Source organism: Methyloglobulus sp., assembly GCF_964779595.1.
Map to the genome: position 1 here is coordinate 12952 of NZ_CBAROL010000028.1, position 18066 is coordinate 31017.

At 44.8% G+C, this 18066-nt stretch carries 17 protein-coding genes; 7 read left to right on the forward strand and 10 right to left on the reverse strand.

Going from position 1 to position 18066, the window contains the following annotated elements:
• Positions 1-182: 182 nt before the first annotated feature.
• Complete coding sequence (locus AC1YY3_RS09840; RefSeq protein ID WP_481824175.1) at positions 183-1277, forward strand: AI-2E family transporter; 1095 nt, start codon at positions 183-185, stop codon at positions 1275-1277.
• An 11-nt stretch (positions 1278-1288) separates the two neighbouring features.
• Here AC1YY3_RS09840 and AC1YY3_RS09845 read toward each other — a convergent pair whose 3' ends face one another.
• The 6 genes from AC1YY3_RS09845 to AC1YY3_RS09870 form a co-directional block, all read right to left on the reverse strand.
• Complete coding sequence (locus tag AC1YY3_RS09845; protein ID WP_481824154.1) at positions 1289-2746, reverse strand: TrkH family potassium uptake protein; 1458 nt, start codon at positions 2744-2746, stop codon at positions 1289-1291.
• A gap of 153 nt (positions 2747-2899) precedes the next feature.
• Positions 2900-4264: a Trk system potassium transporter TrkA gene (gene trkA / locus AC1YY3_RS09850; RefSeq protein WP_481824155.1), complete on the reverse strand. Its 1365-nt coding sequence runs from the start codon at positions 4262-4264 to the stop codon at positions 2900-2902.
• A 111-nt stretch (positions 4265-4375) separates the two neighbouring features.
• The gene (locus tag AC1YY3_RS09855) at positions 4376-4942 is read right to left on the reverse strand and encodes an ABC-type transport auxiliary lipoprotein family protein (RefSeq protein WP_481824156.1); all 567 of its coding nucleotides are present in this window, start codon (positions 4940-4942) and stop codon (positions 4376-4378) included.
• On the reverse strand, positions 4939-5853 hold the full coding sequence (locus AC1YY3_RS09860) for an MlaD family protein (protein ID WP_349025105.1): 915 nt from the start codon (positions 5851-5853) through the stop codon (positions 4939-4941). The genes AC1YY3_RS09855 and AC1YY3_RS09860 overlap by 4 nt, the downstream gene beginning before the upstream one ends.
• Positions 5846-6655 (reverse strand): ABC transporter ATP-binding protein, encoded by an 810-nt coding sequence (locus AC1YY3_RS09865; protein ID WP_481824157.1) that lies wholly within the window; start codon positions 6653-6655, stop codon positions 5846-5848. The genes AC1YY3_RS09860 and AC1YY3_RS09865 overlap by 8 nt, the downstream gene beginning before the upstream one ends.
• The gene (locus tag AC1YY3_RS09870; RefSeq protein ID WP_481824158.1) at positions 6652-7770 is read right to left on the reverse strand and encodes an ABC transporter permease; all 1119 of its coding nucleotides are present in this window, start codon (positions 7768-7770) and stop codon (positions 6652-6654) included. Before AC1YY3_RS09870 ends, AC1YY3_RS09865 begins: the two co-directional genes overlap by 4 nt.
• Before the next feature lie 612 nt (positions 7771-8382).
• Here AC1YY3_RS09870 and AC1YY3_RS09875 point away from each other — a divergent pair.
• From AC1YY3_RS09875 to AC1YY3_RS09890, 4 genes are all read left to right on the forward strand, one after another.
• Positions 8383-9828 carry a hypothetical protein gene (locus tag AC1YY3_RS09875; RefSeq protein ID WP_481824159.1) on the forward strand — a complete coding sequence of 482 codons (1446 nt, stop codon included), beginning with the start codon at positions 8383-8385 and terminating at the stop codon, positions 9826-9828.
• A complete protein-coding gene (locus tag AC1YY3_RS09880; protein WP_481824160.1) occupies positions 9825-10568 on the forward strand; it encodes a WbqC family protein in 744 nt (247 codons plus the stop codon). The genes AC1YY3_RS09875 and AC1YY3_RS09880 overlap by 4 nt, the downstream gene beginning before the upstream one ends.
• A 253-nt stretch (positions 10569-10821) precedes the next feature.
• Positions 10822-12486, forward strand: coding sequence for a multicopper oxidase domain-containing protein (locus tag AC1YY3_RS09885; protein ID WP_481824161.1), 1665 nt, complete (start codon positions 10822-10824; stop codon positions 12484-12486).
• Complete coding sequence (locus AC1YY3_RS09890; RefSeq protein WP_481824162.1) at positions 12483-13127, forward strand: cupredoxin domain-containing protein; 645 nt, start codon at positions 12483-12485, stop codon at positions 13125-13127. The genes AC1YY3_RS09885 and AC1YY3_RS09890 overlap by 4 nt, the downstream gene beginning before the upstream one ends.
• A 185-nt stretch (positions 13128-13312) precedes the next feature.
• On the opposite strand, the gene AC1YY3_RS09895 is transcribed toward AC1YY3_RS09890, so the two are convergent.
• The 4 genes from AC1YY3_RS09895 to AC1YY3_RS09910 form a co-directional block, all read right to left on the reverse strand.
• A complete protein-coding gene (locus AC1YY3_RS09895; RefSeq protein WP_481824163.1) occupies positions 13313-13567 on the reverse strand; it encodes a Txe/YoeB family addiction module toxin in 255 nt (84 codons plus the stop codon).
• Positions 13564-13824, reverse strand: a complete 261-nt coding sequence (locus tag AC1YY3_RS09900; protein ID WP_481824164.1) for a type II toxin-antitoxin system Phd/YefM family antitoxin — start codon at positions 13822-13824, stop codon at positions 13564-13566. The genes AC1YY3_RS09895 and AC1YY3_RS09900 overlap by 4 nt, the downstream gene beginning before the upstream one ends.
• A gap of 113 nt (positions 13825-13937) precedes the next feature.
• Positions 13938-14537: an RdgB/HAM1 family non-canonical purine NTP pyrophosphatase gene (gene rdgB, locus AC1YY3_RS09905; protein WP_481824165.1), complete on the reverse strand. Its 600-nt coding sequence runs from the start codon at positions 14535-14537 to the stop codon at positions 13938-13940.
• Between the two features lie 25 nt (positions 14538-14562).
• Positions 14563-15096, reverse strand: coding sequence for a hypothetical protein (locus AC1YY3_RS09910; RefSeq protein ID WP_481824166.1), 534 nt, complete (start codon positions 15094-15096; stop codon positions 14563-14565).
• 190 nt (positions 15097-15286) lie between these two features.
• Here AC1YY3_RS09910 and corA point away from each other — a divergent pair, with 190 nt between their 5' ends.
• Positions 15287-16252: a magnesium/cobalt transporter CorA gene (gene corA / locus AC1YY3_RS09915; protein WP_481824167.1), complete on the forward strand. Its 966-nt coding sequence runs from the start codon at positions 15287-15289 to the stop codon at positions 16250-16252.
• A gap of 193 nt (positions 16253-16445) precedes the next feature.
• Positions 16446-17444 carry a L,D-transpeptidase family protein gene (locus tag AC1YY3_RS09920; protein ID WP_481824168.1) on the forward strand — a complete coding sequence of 333 codons (999 nt, stop codon included), beginning with the start codon at positions 16446-16448 and terminating at the stop codon, positions 17442-17444.
• Positions 17445-18066: the final 622 nt, after the last annotated feature.

Here is an 18066-nt window from a genome sequence, read left to right on the forward strand (position 1 = left end):
TACAAGTGATTCAAAGCAATGAAGCCGACAAGACCTTCAAAAACTCAGGTTTAAGCTACTACAAAGAAACATTAACGTTGTTAACTTAACATTGTTAAATCATAAAGTAAACATGCTTTAACCTAAAAAAGCCAGATAGAGGTAAAATGCCAACCAATACACATAGCGACAACTCGTCATCAATGGATAGCAACCCTTACTTTGTTAACAAACGGTTTTTGAAAGAACGGTTTAACCGTTTTTTGCCCAATTCCCAGGCGTATGCGCTGGCAAGTATCTTGTTGGTCAGCTTCGTTCTCATCTATTTCCTGTCCGATTTGCTAAAGCCAGTGTATGTGTCGGTGGTGTTGGCTTATTTCTTGGAAGGCGTGGTTGAGCGGCTGGAAGGTATGGGTTCACCTCGGTTTATCGCGGTAGCACTGGTATTTTCGGCTTTTATGGCGGGTTTGGTTTTCATGCTGTTTTATTTGATGCCAATTATTACCCAGCAAGCGGTCGAATTAGTTCAACATATTCCTGCGTTTATCAGCAGGGTGCAAACACAGATAATGCGTTTGCCGGAGATGTATCCGCAGTTTATTAACGAAAGCAAAATCCAAGAAATCATGTTCACCATCCAAAAGGAGTTGCTGGTTTACGGGCAGAATGTACTGACTGTTTCCGCAGCATCCGTGGTGGGTTTGGTCAGTGCGCTGGTGTATTTATTTTTGGTGCCGATGATGGTGTTCTTCTTCCTGAAAGATAAGAATATTTTGACGGGTTGGATCTTGCAATACCTACCCGTAGATCGGCATTTAAGCGTACGGGTTTGGGAAGAAATCGAAGTGCAAATCAGCAATTACGTGCGCGGCAAGTTTGCCGAAGTTTTCATACTGTGGGTAGTAAGCTTTGTAACTTATGAAACGATGGGGCTAAATTACGCCATGTTGCTGTCGGTTTTGATGGGTTTATCGGTGATTATCCCTTACGTTGGTGCAACGCTGGTGACCTTTCCAGTATTGCTAGTCGCCTATTTTCAATGGGGATTTAGCGACGATCACTTTATGTATATCGTTATTGCTTACTCAATTATTCAAGCTTTGGACGGTGTAGTGCTGGTTCCAGTGTTGTTTTCGGAAGCCGTCAACTTACATGCTATCGCCATTATTATTGCTATTTTGTTCTTCGGTGGCTTGTGGGGTTTTTGGGGCGTATTTTTGGCGATTCCTCTTGCGACTGTTGTTAAAGCTGTACTAACTGCCTGGCCGCAGATTGATGGTCATGGTCATGCGGCTTGATTTTACTGGGCTTATTTTCGCCAAAACTCTGGCACAAATAAGATGATGATGGAAAAAATCTGTACGCGTCCCAAAAGCATCGCAAATGAGCAAACGTTAGTTTGAAAATCACTTAAAACGCTAAAATTACTTGCAGGGCCAACTAGGTTAAGCCCAGGCCCCATATTATTAAATGTGGCAATTATTGCAGATAATGCCGTAATGAAATCCAAGCCGCTTAGAAGTAGCGTAAATACCAGAACAATTACGCACATAAAATACAGAAAAATGAAGCCAGTTACAGATGTGACAATATCGTTACTTATTGCGTTATCCCCAACTTTTATAGACTTAACGGCATAAGGGTGAATGAATTTAAACATCTCGAGCTGTGTCTGCTTCATTAAAATAATTGTCCTTATCATGCGGATACCTCCGCCCGTAGAACCAGAAGAAGCAGAAATACAACTCAAGAACAGCATCCACATCGGTACGAAAATAGGCCAAAGATTAAAGTCCTGGCTCATAAAGCCACATGTGGTTGCAACAGTGACTAGATTAAATGTGGCATGGCGCAATGCAGTCAAAAAGTCGGGATATGTTCCGCGATGCCACAATACCAATGCACACATGACACAACTACCCAGCACTACAAAAAGCACGCCTCGTACTTCTATATCTTTGGTATAGGGCTTCAATGAGTGCTTTTTAAGGGCTAAATAATGTGTGGCAAAATTCATCGCGGCCAGTAGCTGAAAAGTTGTCAGCACAATTTCGATGGACACGGAATCAAAGAAGCCAACGCTGGCATCATGAGTAGAAAACCCGCCTAAACTCATTGCTGCAAACGCGTGGCATACTGCATCAAACCAATTCATCCCAGCCAAGCGTAAACAGATGATACAAACAATGGTAATGATTACATAGGCTGACCATAAGGCTTTTGCTGTCTGTGCAATGCGTGGTGGTAAATCGGATTCTTTAACTGCGCCTGGCGATTCTGACTTAAGCAATTGCATACCGCCAATGCCTAAAATAGGCAAAATGGCGACAGCAAAAACAATGATCCCTATGCCACCAAACCACGTCAATTCATGCCGCCACAAATTGATGGACATCGGCAAGTGATCTAAACCGCTGAGTACCGTTGCACCAGTGGTGGTTAGTCCGGAAATAACCTCGAAATAAGCATCGACAAAACTCAGTTCAGGTAAAAATAGTAGCAGCGGAAAAGTACAAAATACCGATGCTAGTGACCAGCACAGTGTTACCAGCACAAACCCTGCCCGTTTCGATACCTTCTTGGGAGATCGTCGGGTCAACAAAAATAATAAGCATCCGGTCAAAAGAGTAGTGAATGTGCTTTGGGAAAAAACCGTGGCGGCACCGTCATCGAAAATCAATGAAGTCATCAAACAGGTCGACATTAAGCCACCGTAGCCCATAATGACTACGCTGAAGATATGAAGGATGGTTAGGAAGGAAGTCATAATGCAAGTCAGGCGTATTTACAGGGTGACAGCGGACTAGACACCGTTAGCCCCCGTGTATTTTATCAAGGGAAGCGTTTAAAAAATAAAGCAAAACTAGATTGCAGCTTGTCTGCATAATTGCTCATTTGTTCTTAAAATTAAGTGTCGAAATCATTTTCCCAGCGGTTGGAAGTTTTTCTCGATGGTGGAAACAAGTTTTTTGTCCATAGCAAACATCACCACATGGTCATTTTCTTCAAACACCGTATCATGATGAATCTCGATGACTTGCTTATCTCTAATCAATGCGCCGAGGACAATGCCTGGCGGAAAATGTATCGTATCCACGCGCTTACCCACGACCGAAAACGAGCCATTATCATGAGCGACCGCCTCAATCGCTTCGGCAGTGCCACCACATAAAGAGCTGACTTGCGCGACATCACCTTTGCGGACATGCTTCAAGATACTGCCCAAAGTTTCTTGGTTGGGCAATACAGCGACATCAATACCTGTGCCGGGCAGCAATTTGCTGTAGGAAATATGGTTGAGCAAGCAGATAGTTTTGCGCGCTCCCAGGCTTTTTGCGAGTGCGGCAGAGATAATGTTTACACCATCGTTCTCAGTAATGGCGCAAAACAGGTCGGTGCTATCGATGGATTCGTCCAGCAGCAGCGTTTCATCAGCGCAATCACCTTTCAAGATGACACATTTAAGCAGCTCATTGGATATTTTCTTTGCCCGTCTTGGGTCTTTCTCAATGATTTTAACTTGGTGGTCGTTTTCAAGTGCGAGACCAAGTCGCTTACCGATATGTCCACCGCCGGCAATAATGATGCGCTTAAGCGGAGCTTCCAGTTTGTTGAGTTCTTTCAGAACCCGACGCACTTCATCACGAGGCGCTACGATAAAGACCTCGTCCACCGCTTCTATAATAGCCTGACCATTAACCAACAAGGGTTTACCTTTACGGAAAATGGCAACCACACGAATCTTTTTATTGGCTAAACGATCACTCAGGGTTTTGATTTTTTTCTCGGTTAAAAATCCATGCTCGGTGACTTTTACGGAAAATAACCGCACCAGCCCACCCGCAAAATCGGAAATATGTAACACGCCAGGAAAGTCGATCAAATTACGGATGGATTCCATCACGATCTGCTCAGGACTAATCACATGGTCGATAGGAATGCCCTGGGGGCCAAATAACTGCGGGTGTTTGAGATAATCAATCGCCCGTACTCGGGCTATGGTTTTGGGGCGGGTGTACAAGGCGTTGATGATGAGACAGGCTAACATATTAGTCTCGTCGCTGTCCGTAACCGCTATCACTATATCCGTATCATGGATACCCGCCTGTTCTAGCACGGTGGGGTGGGCGGCATTACCCGCTACGGTGGCAATATCAAATCGCTCTTTCAAAGCATCCAGGAGTAGCGGCTTAAAGTCCACGACCATAATGTCGTTTTCTTCACTGGCTAAGGCAGCGGCTACGGCAGAGCCAGTCACTCCAGCCCCAAGAATGAGTATTTTCATTAAATCCTTCTAACCACCAATAAAATCATGGTGGCGTATTCTACTGATTTTGATTGATAAATACTATCTGAATAAATGACGATTATCCAAGAATGTCATTCCGGCATGAATTTAAAGAGGAGACGCAAGATTTTGCGTCGCTACCCAAGCCTGAATCTTATCAACAGCTTGTTTCGTTAACTGAGTAAAACCGCTAACAGCACCTTTGGCATCAGGCGTAGGGCAGGGGAGTTGCAAATGGAAATCTCGCTTGTTGACCTTAGCCTTATCACCAGCAGTGATGATAGCCGTAAAGTGCATGACTACTTTTGCCTTATCGAGCGTATCAAATTGTTGTTCAAAAACCTGTAGCTGAATGGTTACGGGATTATGCCACTGCTTACCGCTGGCATTAAGCAGTTGCTCAAACAGTTCTGGCGGTGGTGCTATCCAGCGATCCAGTGAATAAAATCTTACCTGTGTTGGCGTTGAATACAGCAGCCGATAGCGAATGTGGTTATCGGATAGCCATTTGGGTGCTTCCACGGTAATCGGCGATTGTTGGGTTGAAGTATTGATTTCGGAAGGTGCATTCGAAATAGAGTAACCAAAATCATGCACAGCCGATGGCCGAGGGTGGGGAAAGATACTACAACCGCTCGCAATTAGAATTAACATGACAGTTATTAATGTTTTCATTTTGGCTCCTCAAAGCCCGGTTCACCGGGCCCTGGTTCTTGCTGTTCTGGCCCTAGCAATACCGATTGCGGGTTGTGTTCTAAGATATTAGCCACTTTTTTTACCTGCTCTGTCGTCGCTTGGAGATCAGCCAGTAATCGGTTGACCTTGGGCAAGGTGGTTTGTACTAACTGGTTGCCAGCAACGCTACCTGTATCGGCAACTACACTGACTTTTTTACTTAAATTTCTTGCCTCTTTGCTCAAATTTTGTAAATCACCAGCCAAGGTATCAATATGGGTAAGCGTTTTTCGTGCATCAGTAGTTAATGAGGGAATGCCTACCAGTGCTTTTTCAACACTTTTTTGCAGGTCAGCCAATTTGTCGCTCAAGGTTTTCAGGTTGGCGAGTATACCGACGATATTCTTTTCATTTTCTTCATTCAATAAACTGCTTAAGCGAATCATGAGGTGGTCGGCTTTTTTTAACAATTCATCGCCAGAGTTAAGCAGCCTGTCGGTAACAGATTGCATTAAGGGAATACGGTTGGCAATGTTATTGCCCGGCGGCAGTTTTTCGGTTATCTCTCCAGCATCTCCCAGTTCCAGTTGGGTTAGTCCGGTCACGCCTTTTAGATGCAGAGTGGCATACACGCCTTTAGTGAGGACGATATTTTTATCGATTTCAATACCGACCAGAATAATTCCCGCATTTTCAGGATCAAAGCGGATATTCAGCACCTTACCTACGGCAATACCGCGAAAAAACACGGTTGATTCAGGATTAAGCCCAGAGACCGAAGCTTGGGTTGAAATAGTATAGACATCCCGCTCCCGCTCCAGATTACCCAGCCAATAAATGACTCCTGTGGTTGCAGTTAACAGGACGACCAAAAACAAGCCGGTAAGCAAGGCGCGATTATTTCTACCCATTTAGCTGTCCTTGTTGAGTCTGTGATTGGGTTTGGGCTTGATAGCCGAACACGCGCTGGGCGCGTTGATTATGAAAATAGCGTTGAACGAACGGATGTTGGCAAGCCAGTACACTAGCCAGGGAACCAAAAGCCACTAACTGCTGGTCTGCCAGTACCGCGATCTGGGTACATAAGTCCTGTAATATATCCAGATCATGCGTCACTAAAATTACCGTAAACTTAAGATCTTGATGTAGCCCAGACAACAAATCAACAAAATCCTGGCTGGAGATTGGATCAAGCCCTGAGGTCGGCTCATCAAGCAACAGCAGGCTTGGTTCCAGAATCAGCGTACGGGCAAGGGCAACGCGCTTGGTCATACCTCCCGACAAATCTGCGGGTTTAAGCCACGCATCTTTAGCTGATAAGCCGACGTTTTCAAGATTCATAAATACCAGTCGCTTGATGAATTCCTCATCTTCGACACCCAGTTCGCGCAAAGGAAAAGCAATATTCTCGAAAACGTTAAGCACGCTGAATAATGCGCCTTTTTGGAACAACACGCCGCAATGATTACGTAATCGCTTTCCGTGGCTGCTTGAAATGGTCTTCAATGACTCCCCCATCACAAATATCTCGCCTTTGTTGGGGATTTGCAAACCAATGATTTCCCGTAATAATACAGTCTTACCGCAGCCAGAAGCCCCCACCAAGCCAAGTATTTCCCCTTTGGGCAGGGCAAGGTTAATGTCTTTGTGGACAACTTTGTCCCCAAAACTTGTCCAGATATGTTCCAGTCGTATTGCATAAGGCTCGCTCACGGCATTCCCACATCCATAAATAAAATAGCAAAAACTGCATCTACCATAATGACCACGGTAATTGCCGCAACCACGGAATTTGTCGTCTCATTGCCCAGGCTTTCGGTGTTGGGCTTGATACGAAAACCGAAATGGCAAGCAATCAAGGCAATCATCAGTCCGAATACGGCACTTTTGCCCAGTCCGATAAATACATTAAGCAAGGGCACGGCATCTGGCAATTTTAAAAGAAATTGCTGATAGCTAATATCCAAAGTATTCTGCGCCGAAAACATGCCGCCGATCAATGCCGCTACGCTAGTCCACACACTCAACAATGGCAAAGATACCGTCAATGCGATCACTTTTGGCAAAACCAGCCGCAAGGAATGCGAAATGCCCATCGCCGATAGCGCGTCCAATTCTTCAGTAACTCGCATAATGCCGATTTGTGCCGTCATCGCCGAACCAGAACGACCTGCGACCAGAATAGCAGCCAGCAACGGCCCCAATTCACGAATAACACTTAAGCCCAGAATATCAATAATATAAATTTCGGCTCCGAACAGTTTTAATTGTAGTGCGGAAAGATAACTTAATACGATACCAATCAAAAAACCGACTAGCGCGGTGATGCCTAAAGCCCGAACCCCCGCATCATAAATGGTGATGGAAATTTCCGACCAGGGAATATCGCTCGGATGGCGCAGTAAATTAACGCTGTCCAGAACCAGTTGACCTAAGATAGCGATGAAATTCAATAGTTGTTCAAATGCTTCCCATATTCTTTGTGACAGGTAAGCGGCTGTTTGTTCGACAGAAAAGATAGGAGAATCAAGAGCAGGGACTTCCTGGGACTGCCATTTGTCGAGCAGACGCTGATGTTCTGGCTTTATTTCTAGTCCAACAGGCACAGATTGCCCCCATGCCTGCCAAAGCAATAAAGCGGTAGCACTGTCCAGTATATTTACCGAACGCAAATCCCAATGCAGCTTACTATCACCAGCGGCTTGTTTGATGTGCTTTTGTAGCGCAGATTCTATCGCCAAGTTGCTTAACGTCCAATCACCAGACAAGCGGATGCAAGAGTTTCCTGCTTCTTGCTCTACAATTTCGAGTATTGCTTGTGTTTTCAAGTGGGTATCGGCTTGGTTCATCTGATAACGATGTCAGTGTGCGGGTAGTGGGTGAAACCTGTAATTTTAGGGAATACAAACCTAGGTTTGCACCCCGCCTTATCAATCAAGTTGCAGATTTAACCCACTACCAGTGTACGCACAATAGTTTCAGTTATCCTAGCCCTAATAGACATCTGGTACAAATTTTATCGTTTACACGCCCTACTTGGGAATGCTGCCAGAAAAGTGCTGAAAATTTATGCCCTGCCTTGATAATAACCCGAATTATCAAACAAATTCCTGATTAGCAAGATGTTCCAGTCGAAAAGTAACTGATCCCCTTTTCCTAGGAGAGCTAAGGTGAGGGGTTCAATAAGGCTTTTTACCATTTTTGAAAGACTGGCATCCGTGTTAAGTGATTAGCCTCGTTTCATTCCTTTCACTCTAGTTTTTGCTATCATGAACCCTTTGATTAACTCTCGCTGTTGGATAAGCAATATTTTTTACCAGTAAGTAAGCGCCGCATAAAAAATAAATGAAAAATAATAGCTTACCCGTACAAACTCTGGCTTTAGCCACCTTTGTTGTATTCGTGTCTTTTGTATGGCAGGGTAACAAGGGATTCAACCTATGGGAGAAGGCTACCTTTGGTATGGCGCTCAGCGTGTAATGCTAGGTGAAGTGCCTATGCGTGACTTCATGTCCTACGATCCTGGGCGCTACTACTGGTCGGCTACCATCATGAGATTGTGGGGCGATAACGGCATCATGACTCTACGCGCTTCAGTCGCAATATTCCAAGCGATAGGTTTATTTGTTGGGCTATTACTGATTGCCCGTACAGTAAAAAAACAAAATTTCTTTTATCTGTTGTTGTCGGCGATTACCTTGGTGGTATGGATGTTCCCTCGCCACAAACTATTTGATATTTCGCTATCCATTCTATTAATTGCTGTCTTGACTTACCTTATCCAAAATCCGACCGGCAGACGTTACTTTTTTACCGGATTGTGCGTAGGGCTTGTAGCAATCTTTGGGCGTAATCACGGTATGTATGGTGTAGTGAGCAGCATTGGGGTAATACTTTGGTTAAGCATTAAACGGGTGGATGGGTCAGGATTTATTAAGGGATTTTCGCTGTGGGCAGTAGGAGTTGCAGCAGGTTTTGCACCCTTACTTTTAATGACATTGCTCATCCCTGGATTTGCTATTGCATTTTGGGAAAGCATCACCTTTTTGTTTGAAGTTAAAACGACTAACCTACCACTTCCAATACCCTGGCCTTGGCAAGTTAGCTTCGCCTCAGTGCCGCTAGGCGAAGCGATTCGTGACGTGTTGGTTGGTTTATTTTTTATCGCAATCCTCGTTTTTGGCGTGCTGTCTATCATCTGGGTGGTCTGGCAGAAATTTCGGAATAAACACGTTTCACCTGTTTTGGTAGCAGCATCATTCTTGGCTCTCCCTTATGCACACTACGCGTATTCACGGGCTGATGTTGGTCATCTTGCTCACGGCATTTTTCCGCTGCTGATTGGCTGTCTGGTTCTAATGGCTACGCAGCCTGATAAGATCAAGTGGTCGCTCGAAATTATGTTATGCGGGGCAAGCCGTTGGGTCATGCACGTATTTCACCCTGGTTGGCAATGTTATGATAGTAAGCAATGTGTGAATGTCGAAATTTCCGGTGATAATCTCTTGGTTGATTCGAGCACAGCGCAAGACGTTGGGTTACTGCGGAAGCTGGCTGACCAATATGCTCCAAATGGTCAAAGTATCATCGCTACGCCTTTTTGGCCGGGCGCGTATGCTATGTTAGAACGCAAGTCACCGATGTCGGATATTTATGCTCTATTCTCTCGCTCTCAGGTCTTCGAGCAAGCCGAGATCGAAAGAATAAAATTAGTAAGTCCCAGTTTTGCTTTGGTTCTCGATTTTCCGCTTGACGGGCGTGATGAATTGCGATTTAGAAACACACACCCGTTAATATATCAATACATCTTGGATCACTTTGAGCGACTTCCCGATTCGCCAAATCCTGCCTATCAGATTTACAGAGCAAAAAGGAAAACGCAATGAAGAAAGTTGCCATCTTGCAATCCAACTACATCCCCTGGAAAGGATACTTCGACATGATTGCTGCGGTTGATGAGTTCATCCTGTATGACGACATGCAATACACACGGCGAGATTGGCGCAATCGCAACCAGATAAAGACACCACAGGGAGTGCAGTGGCTGACAATCCCGGTACAAGTCAAGGGCAAGTACCATCAAAAAATTAGGGAGACCGAGATTGACGGCTCAGAATGGGCATCGGCTCATTGGAAAGCATTGGTACACAACTATCGCCGTGCGCCACACTTTGACGACATAGCAGAATGGCTAGAGCCGCTCTATCTTGCTGAATCTTATGCACATCTCTCCCGATTAAATCGCCGATTCATAGAAGTTGTGTGCGATTACTTAGGCATCAAGACGGTTATCAGTAATTCTTGTGACTATTCCTTGCTTGACGGAAAGACAGAACGTCTAGCTGATCTATGTGTTCAAGCTGGTGGCACAGAATACATCTCAGGCCCTTCGGCCAAGGATTACATCAATGAACTCAAACATAACGAAATTAACGCTGTCTTTCATTATGTGCCGTTGCATTCGTCACCCGCTGGTCAACGCTACGGGCGGGTGCATGGCGAACTGGATATGACCAACCGACAATCCGAGAGTTTAATCCGTTTGCCTTTGTGGGTAGGGTTAGCACAAGAGCAACAAGATCGGGTTGTTGATGTGCTTGGTAAAGCAGTTTGTGGTATGACCTGAGCAGGAAATGAAAACACGTTTGAGAAAAGTCTGATTAAGTCCTTCGACAGGCTCAGGACGAACGGTAAGGTGTTGATTCCGTACGTGGTGAGCTTGTCGAACCATGATCGGAATCAACTTGTTCAGAGATTTCTTGAATTGTTAGCTTAGTTTTAGTTAAAGATGAATAGCTTTAATGTGCGTTTCAAGAAAGCAATTAGGTTTTGAACGGCCTGCCCTTTAGAATAGTCCTATCGCTAAAAATTTTAGGATTATGATAAAAAAACCTTACCTAACGCTGACGATACTGATTTTGGTATTGATTGCGGTTGCTGTGCAGTTTACCCCTGGCTGGTTACAAAAAGCGGAAATTAATCCACCTGCTACGGCGTACAGCCGTGTACAAGGGGATACCACTAAAACCGAAATGCCTTGCTCTAATGAGCATCCCGAATGGCGTCAAGCTCAGGTAATTGATGGCGTGGAGATTGCTGCCGCGCCAGCTTGCGAACCGGACAATCCTTTTGATATTGCGGCATCGGTGAAGGGTACCAACAATATTTCGATGGCTACCTTGATGCAGTCTAATCTGGCGCAAGATGCGCTGGTTCTGGGTGAAGACGTTGACCACGACGGCGATCCTGATGTTATCCACCTCAAGCTGGAAGTCGTCGAGTTCAATGGCGCTAGCCCAGATGGTGATTATTTCATCAACACTTACAATATCGCACCAGGCATTCAGCCTGGGCTTTGGGCTTATGCGCCTAAATCGAGTGGTATGGCGTTGAAAAACTTTAGCTCACGCGAGGCACGACCTTTCCTGCGCGTACCTTCCCCCACCATACGGGTTGAGCAGGGCGATAAGGTGTTCATCACGCTGGAAAATACCCATTATTTGCCGCACACCATACACCTGCATGGGGTCGATCATCCTTGGCAAAATTCTAAAGGCGAAGATAACGACGGCATGGAAGAGCATCCGGTTTTTCCAGGCAAAAGTCACACCTACGAGATACAGCCACGGCATACGGGTACGATGTTTTATCATTGCCATGTACAAACTGCACAGCACATGATGATGGGTTTGAGCGGTATGTTTGTTATCGAGGAAAACCAGCCTAATAACTGGGTGCAAACATTCAATGTCGGCGCGGGACAAGTGCGCCATCCATCAGTTGCGGTGAAAAAAACCTACAGCCAGGAATATGATTTGCTTTATCAGTCCATCGACAAAAAACTGGCAGCTATCATCCAGTCTGCAACCGATCCAAGACTTATCGCAAAGAGCATGAGCCGTGATTACAACATGACCGAGTCGTTCGAGAATTACTTCCTGCTCAACGGGCATTCTTTTCCTTATACCTTGCGGGATTCGATGATAGTCACGGAAGGTAATGAAGCTATCAAGCTACGTATCGTTAATGCCCAGCGATCGCAAGTCGCTATCCATATTCACGGACACAAGGCAACGATTACCGCATTGGATGGCGTGGAGTTACAGCCAGGCCAACAAATAACGCGCGATGTGTTTGATATAACAATGGCGCAACGGTTAGACCTGAATTTGCAAACCACGAACGATGGCTTGCACAGTTACGGTCCTGGTTTGTGGATGTTCCATGACCACGTACCGACCGGAACCACCACCGATGGCATGGAGCCTGGCGGAAATATGGCAATCTTGGCTTACAAACCACTGATTGACGAGTTAGGAATGCCTAAGATGCACGACCAACTGCTGGGTGAGGTATTCGACAAAGATTACTACGCCAAAAAACAACCGCTTTGGCAGCAAGGGGATTTTGCGGCGGTGTTGGGGGATGCGGGGCTTATTTCTCCAGATGTTAAGAAGCTGGTGATTTTTGGGTTGTTGATTGGGTTGATTGTTGGGTTACTTATCGTGCTTATGATGGTTTATAAATGGAAGCAATTGCCATGAAAGCCCTTGTTATTACCTTAATTCTAGCAATGGGCGTTGTTACCGCTGCATCAGCCATGATGGAACACGATCACATGCTGATGGACGAAAAAGGCATGATTATGAATGCCAATACTGACCGCTTGCCCAAAGATTGCCCAAAAATATCCAAGGATGTTGATATAACCATTCGCGCTGGACATAAACACGCCAAAAAGTTTAACGGCAAAATGTACGCATTCGATAACCAGCAATGGGATGTTCCGCCTTGTGCGCGAGTAAATGTTACTTTCATCAATGACGACGACATCCGACATCAGCTAATGATACATGGCCTACCTGGGTATTTATACCCTCAAGGCATGTTCCATCTGGAGCTTTACGGAGCAGGGGAGTTAAAGGCTTCTTTAATTATGCCTGCTATGAAAAAAACTTATCTAGTGCATTGCGAACTGCCACAACACATGGAAAAAGGCATGAAATCCCAGCTTAAAGTCGATGGCGGTGATGGCGACTTATCTAGCATACCTGGGCTGACCAAACCGGTTCGGGCGGATAGTTATACCGTAAACTGGACACCTACTATGGGTGCGATGCTATTGGCTTGTGTTTTGGTGGGTTGTCTAGTGCCTTTGGCTTTGGTGAGGAAAAGGTTGGGGTGAATTTTATCGATTCCATACTCCAGCATCACTGCCCACGGTTAAGCGTTGAGACCTCTTTCACCTAGAGAACAAACCTAGGTTTGCACTCCAGCATTCACTGTTTATAAGGAATCAAAAAACATGTTTTTTGATTCCGTATTTCTTAACTGTGGGCAGTGATGCTGGAGTATGGGAACGATAAAAAATCAATAATGGTATCTACATTGCGCGATTATAATTTCGGTTTCCGTTACCAAATAAACTAGCCGATGTTCAAGATCGATCCGCCGAGACCAAAAGCCTGTAAGTTCATGTTTAAGTGGTTCAGGCATCCCGATACCAGTAAATGGATTTCGGCGAATATCCTTAATTAGCGTGTTGATGCGTTTAAACTGAGCCTTATCGGTATCGTGCCAGTGCATATACTGATCCCACGCTTTGCCACGAAAACACAATCTCACTCATCATCCTCAAGCAATTCATGGTAAACCACGTTTCCCGCCTTAATTTCGGCTATTGCTTGTTCCAAATCCTTTTTGTTCGCAGGGCTTGCCACCAGGTAAGCCGTTTCGTCATAAGCATTAAAGTCTTCCAGCGACATCAAGACAGCAGGTTTGCCGTTTTGTCGAGTAATCAAGATCGGCAAGTGATCCTCGTTCACACGGTCTATCGTTTTTGCCAAGTTGTTGCGTAAATCGGAATAACTAATCGCCAACATAAAAATTACCTTTTATAAATAAGTCCGCATTATTGTACCGTACTTATTGTTGTACAATAAATGAATAATGCGAAAGACCGTAAGGCGCAATAGTGAAAGGCATTGCGCCCGATCTATTTTTGCAACATCAAAGCTAATTGCCTGAGTGCCTTTCCTCTATGGCTCAACGTATTTTTAGCCTCAGGCGGCAATTCGGCAGAAGAACAATCATGTCCATGCACCCAAAACAAGGGATCGTAACCAAAACCGTTTGCACCTTGTGGGTGCATGAGGATTTTGCCTTCCCAAATTCCCTGGGCGAGAAGTGGTACGGGGTCGGCGGCGTGTTCCAGCATGACGATGACGCAAATAAAGCGTGCGGTGCGATCTTCAAAAGGAACGCCTGCCAGTTCCAGCAGCAATTTGTCGTTATTGTCTTTATCGCTCGCACCTTGTCCGGCATAACGGGCAGAATAGATTCCTGGCTCCCCGTTTAAGGCATCCACTGCCAAGCCAGAATCATCGGCAAGTACGGGCAAATGAGAGTGTTGTGCCGCATGGCGGGCTTTTAACAAGGCGTTTTCAACGAACGTTACGCCCGTTTCTTCTGCTTCCGTCTGAATAAATTCGGATTGAGGGATAATCAAATAGTCCGGTAGCAATGTCTGGATTTCCCTGATTTTGCCTGGATTATTGCTGGCTAGAACGATTTGAAGTTTTTTTGTATTAATCATTTCTAAAACAAGGTGTTAAAAGTGGTTATGGCTGCTTAAATCCCAACACAGCTTTAACTCGGCGCACTGTTTCGTTTGCCCATAGACTTATAAACCAGGTTTTGATTGATGTAATCTTGGTTTTGATATTGACGTATATGGTGCTGGTCTTAATTTTATGTAGCTGCGCTAATAACCATTCGTAACAAAACTTAAACCACGCGAAGGTCAATAATTTGTCTTTGGCGATTTGAAACAACCAAAACGTGAATGCAGCGATGGGGATTTTTCCGACATAAATTATCGTTGCTGTCAGTACCTGACCTTGGGCAAATAAGCCTATCGCGAAGATGCCCAATAGCTCAACAGCGCCGAACAACGCCAGAAAACACACTAATAAGGTATAACGGTTAAGCCTCAGAATTACAGTTTCAAGCTTATGGAGTATCTTCAGTTCACGGATAAAGGCATAGATCGGTTCGGCAATCCGTTCCCAAACCAGTTCTTCCAAGACCAAATAGATGAACACCAATACCGTCAATAAGGCATTGGTGACTTTGCTATAAAGAGTTTTAAGCATTAGCATTCCCAGGATTTGATGAAAAACAGCGATTATTCATAGAGTAAGGCATATTTTCCGATTATGGAATCAGAAAGACCAGGGGTTCTCAGGGATGGAGCAAATCTAAGCATCATGCTACTATCAAAAGCTGTTGTAATCATCCCATTATAGCTATTCGATATTAAAAGAATCATCAAAAGGAAGCATCATGCTCATAAATTGCGTTGCCTATCAAGAAGGCAAAAAACTTAAGGACATCACCATTGAGGAAATCAGCGATTATTTACTGATACCTAACTGCTTTGTCTGGGTTGCCTTGCTGGATGCCGAGTTGGCAGAGCTGGAAAAAATGCGCGAAGAGTTCGATCTACATCCGCTTGCTGTTGAAGATGCCTGGAACAGCCACCAGCGCCCTAAGATAGAAGAATACGGCGATTCCCTATTTGCTGCGATGCACTTGGTGAAAATGGATGGCGACGATGTGACCGTCGGCGAAGTTGATGTTTTCGTGGGCTTAAACTTCGTGTTATCTGTGCGGAATCGCAACAATGACGGCTTTCTGGGTGTACGTGCGCGGTGCGAGCGCGAACCGCATTTATTAAGCCACGGCGCGGGTTTCGTGTTTTATGCGTTGATGGATGCGGTGGTTGATCGCTACTTTCCCGTACTGGATGCGCTGGAGTCTGAGCTTGAAGATATTGAAGAACAAATCTTCATCAAAGGTTCTGCGCGTTCTAATATAGAACGCCTGTATGAACTTAAGCGAAAAGTCACCACGCTGAAACACGCGGTCGCCCCCCTAATTGAAGAAACCAGCAAGCTGCACAGAGGTCGTGTGCCAACGGTTTGCGCCAATACCCGCGAATATTTTCGGGATGTCTACGATCATCTCAATCGCATTCATGCCTCCATAGAAAACATGCGCGAAACCATAGGCACAGCGATCCAAGTCAACCTGTCGATGGTAACGATAGAAGAAAGCGAAGTCACCAAACGCCTCGCCGCCTGGGCGGGTATATTCGCTGTTGCCACGGCATTTGTTGGTATCTGGGGTATGAACTTTGATGTCATGCCGGAATTACGGATGAAATACGGTTATCCAGCGGCACTGACTGCAATTGCGCTGGTGTGCGGTATTTTGTATCGGCGGTTTAAGAAGGCGGGGTGGCTTTAAGCGGAGTATCTATGACCGTGTGATTTAATCCACAGGGAAATCAATTTGCTCAGAATCTCCTTAATGCTTTCTTAATCATCAATATACTACACTTGAACAGCTCGGCGTAATACGCTTTAATAAGTAACAAAAGGGATTTTCAGTAGTATTTTTATCCTTATGAAAGTGGACTCACATTAAAATTGAATACGATATGTTGAATGCTAAAAAACTGAATTTATTCATCAGCTTATTCGCAGCAGTGATGCTCTTAAGCGGTTGCCAAACGCTATCTGAGTTTTTTCCTGGACATGACCGCCATGTTTTTGAAGAGCCTAGCGTTCCCTTACAATCTGATATTGATAAGCATGAGTTTGAACTGTCCGGCGATCAAACCCTGATAGGCGAGATAGCCGCAGTAGAATCCCGCGAAGACGATACCTTGCCCGATATAGCACGGAATTACGGCTTGGGCTATAACGATATAACTGCCGCTAACGCTGGAGTTTCGGCCTGGACACCCAGGGCAAACAGCCGTGTTCTCCTGCCTTTGCAATTCATTTTGCCCGATGCGCCCCACAAAGGCATTGTGTTGAATGTTGCTAATATGCGGATGTTTTATTACCCTAGAAAGCAACGTAATAAAGTCTATACCTACCCAGTTGGAATAGGTCGTGATGGCTGGAATACTCCGATGGGTATGACCAGTGTTGCCATCAAAACCCCCAATCCCGATTGGCATGTACCGCCGTCCATACACCGTGAACATGCCGCAAAAGGGCATTATTTACCCAGTGTGGTGCGTTCTGGCCCAGATAATCCCTTAGGGCTTTATGCTATGCGCTTGGCTATTGGCAGTTATTTAATCCACGGCACAAACAAGCCGTTTGGTATTGGAATGCAGATTAGCCACGGCTGTGTGCAGATGTATCCCGAAGATATAGAAGTTATGTTTAAGAAAACCGCAGTTGGAACGCCCGTGCGGATTGTGCATGACCCTTATTTGACCGCATGGCATGAGGATATGCTCTATCTTGAAGCTAATGAACCCTTGGAAAAATGGTCTTCAAGCAAACGCCAGCTAAAAAAGCAGGTCTCGAAGGAATTAAGTAAGATTGCCAAACACCATAAGGCCACAGTGGATTGGGCAAAGGTAGACAGCGTAATTCAACGCGCAGACGGCATACCGACACCGGTAAAACTGCAACTATAATTGCACCAATTAAAATCTCTGCTAAAGTCATCAAACCTATATGATTTTATTTTATCAAAACCACTCAAACTCACACCCATAGCCTTGGAATTAGATGTAAAGCTAGTTGATGAGGAATTTGGGGTCATATAAATGGGTATACTTTAAATTGCGCAAAAATTGATGATTTGATCAAAATTACAAATTATTACTATACCTTTTATAGGACAAAAATTGTGGAAGCTTCTTAAGCTGATTTAATTCTAATTCATTGATTAGTCGCCTTGAGGTGAAATTTCTCACCAAAAGGTGCAAATAATTCTGAGCCAAATTATTTAGCGCTCATACCCACCCCAGCCCTAGTTTTAGGGCAAAGACTTGCATCAGCCAAGGAACTTTTATAGCTCCAACCCAATAGAGGTTAAGCCCCAATTGCACAACTTACAAACTGCGTTTGCAGGCTAAGTTAAACAATTGGGGCTATTTTTTGCCTGAACGGACAGAATAATCTAACCGTTCCTATACTAATTAGTAATACAAAAATTACATTTTTTATAGGACAAACATAATGAAAGCTTTTCTCATAGACCCATACAATCAAACAATCACTGAAGTTAAATATGATGGAAACTATAAAACTATT

Coding starts and splice junctions, on each gene's coding strand:
- AC1YY3_RS09845 (WP_481824154.1), bottom strand. CDS start 2,746: ATGACTTCCTTCCTAACCATCCTTCATATCTTCAGCGTAGTCATTATG.
- AC1YY3_RS09885 (WP_481824161.1), top strand. CDS start 10,822: ATGATAAAAAAACCTTACCTAACGCTGACGATACTGATTTTGGTATTG.
- AC1YY3_RS09880 (WP_481824160.1), top strand. CDS start 9,825: ATGAAGAAAGTTGCCATCTTGCAATCCAACTACATCCCCTGGAAAGGA.
- AC1YY3_RS09900 (WP_481824164.1), bottom strand. CDS start 13,824: ATGTTGGCGATTAGTTATTCCGATTTACGCAACAACTTGGCAAAAACG.
- trkA (WP_481824155.1), bottom strand. CDS start 4,264: ATGAAAATACTCATTCTTGGGGCTGGAGTGACTGGCTCTGCCGTAGCC.
- AC1YY3_RS09860 (WP_349025105.1), bottom strand. CDS start 5,853: ATGGGTAGAAATAATCGCGCCTTGCTTACCGGCTTGTTTTTGGTCGTC.
- AC1YY3_RS09910 (WP_481824166.1), bottom strand. CDS start 15,096: ATGCTTAAAACTCTTTATAGCAAAGTCACCAATGCCTTATTGACGGTA.
- rdgB (WP_481824165.1), bottom strand. CDS start 14,537: ATGATTAATACAAAAAAACTTCAAATCGTTCTAGCCAGCAATAATCCA.
- corA (WP_481824167.1), top strand. CDS start 15,287: ATGCTCATAAATTGCGTTGCCTATCAAGAAGGCAAAAAACTTAAGGAC.
- AC1YY3_RS09840 (WP_481824175.1), top strand. CDS start 183: ATGGATAGCAACCCTTACTTTGTTAACAAACGGTTTTTGAAAGAACGG.
- AC1YY3_RS09875 (WP_481824159.1), top strand. CDS start 8,383: ATGGGAGAAGGCTACCTTTGGTATGGCGCTCAGCGTGTAATGCTAGGT.
- AC1YY3_RS09855 (WP_481824156.1), bottom strand. CDS start 4,942: ATGAAAACATTAATAACTGTCATGTTAATTCTAATTGCGAGCGGTTGT.
- AC1YY3_RS09920 (WP_481824168.1), top strand. CDS start 16,446: ATGTTGAATGCTAAAAAACTGAATTTATTCATCAGCTTATTCGCAGCA.
- AC1YY3_RS09890 (WP_481824162.1), top strand. CDS start 12,483: ATGAAAGCCCTTGTTATTACCTTAATTCTAGCAATGGGCGTTGTTACC.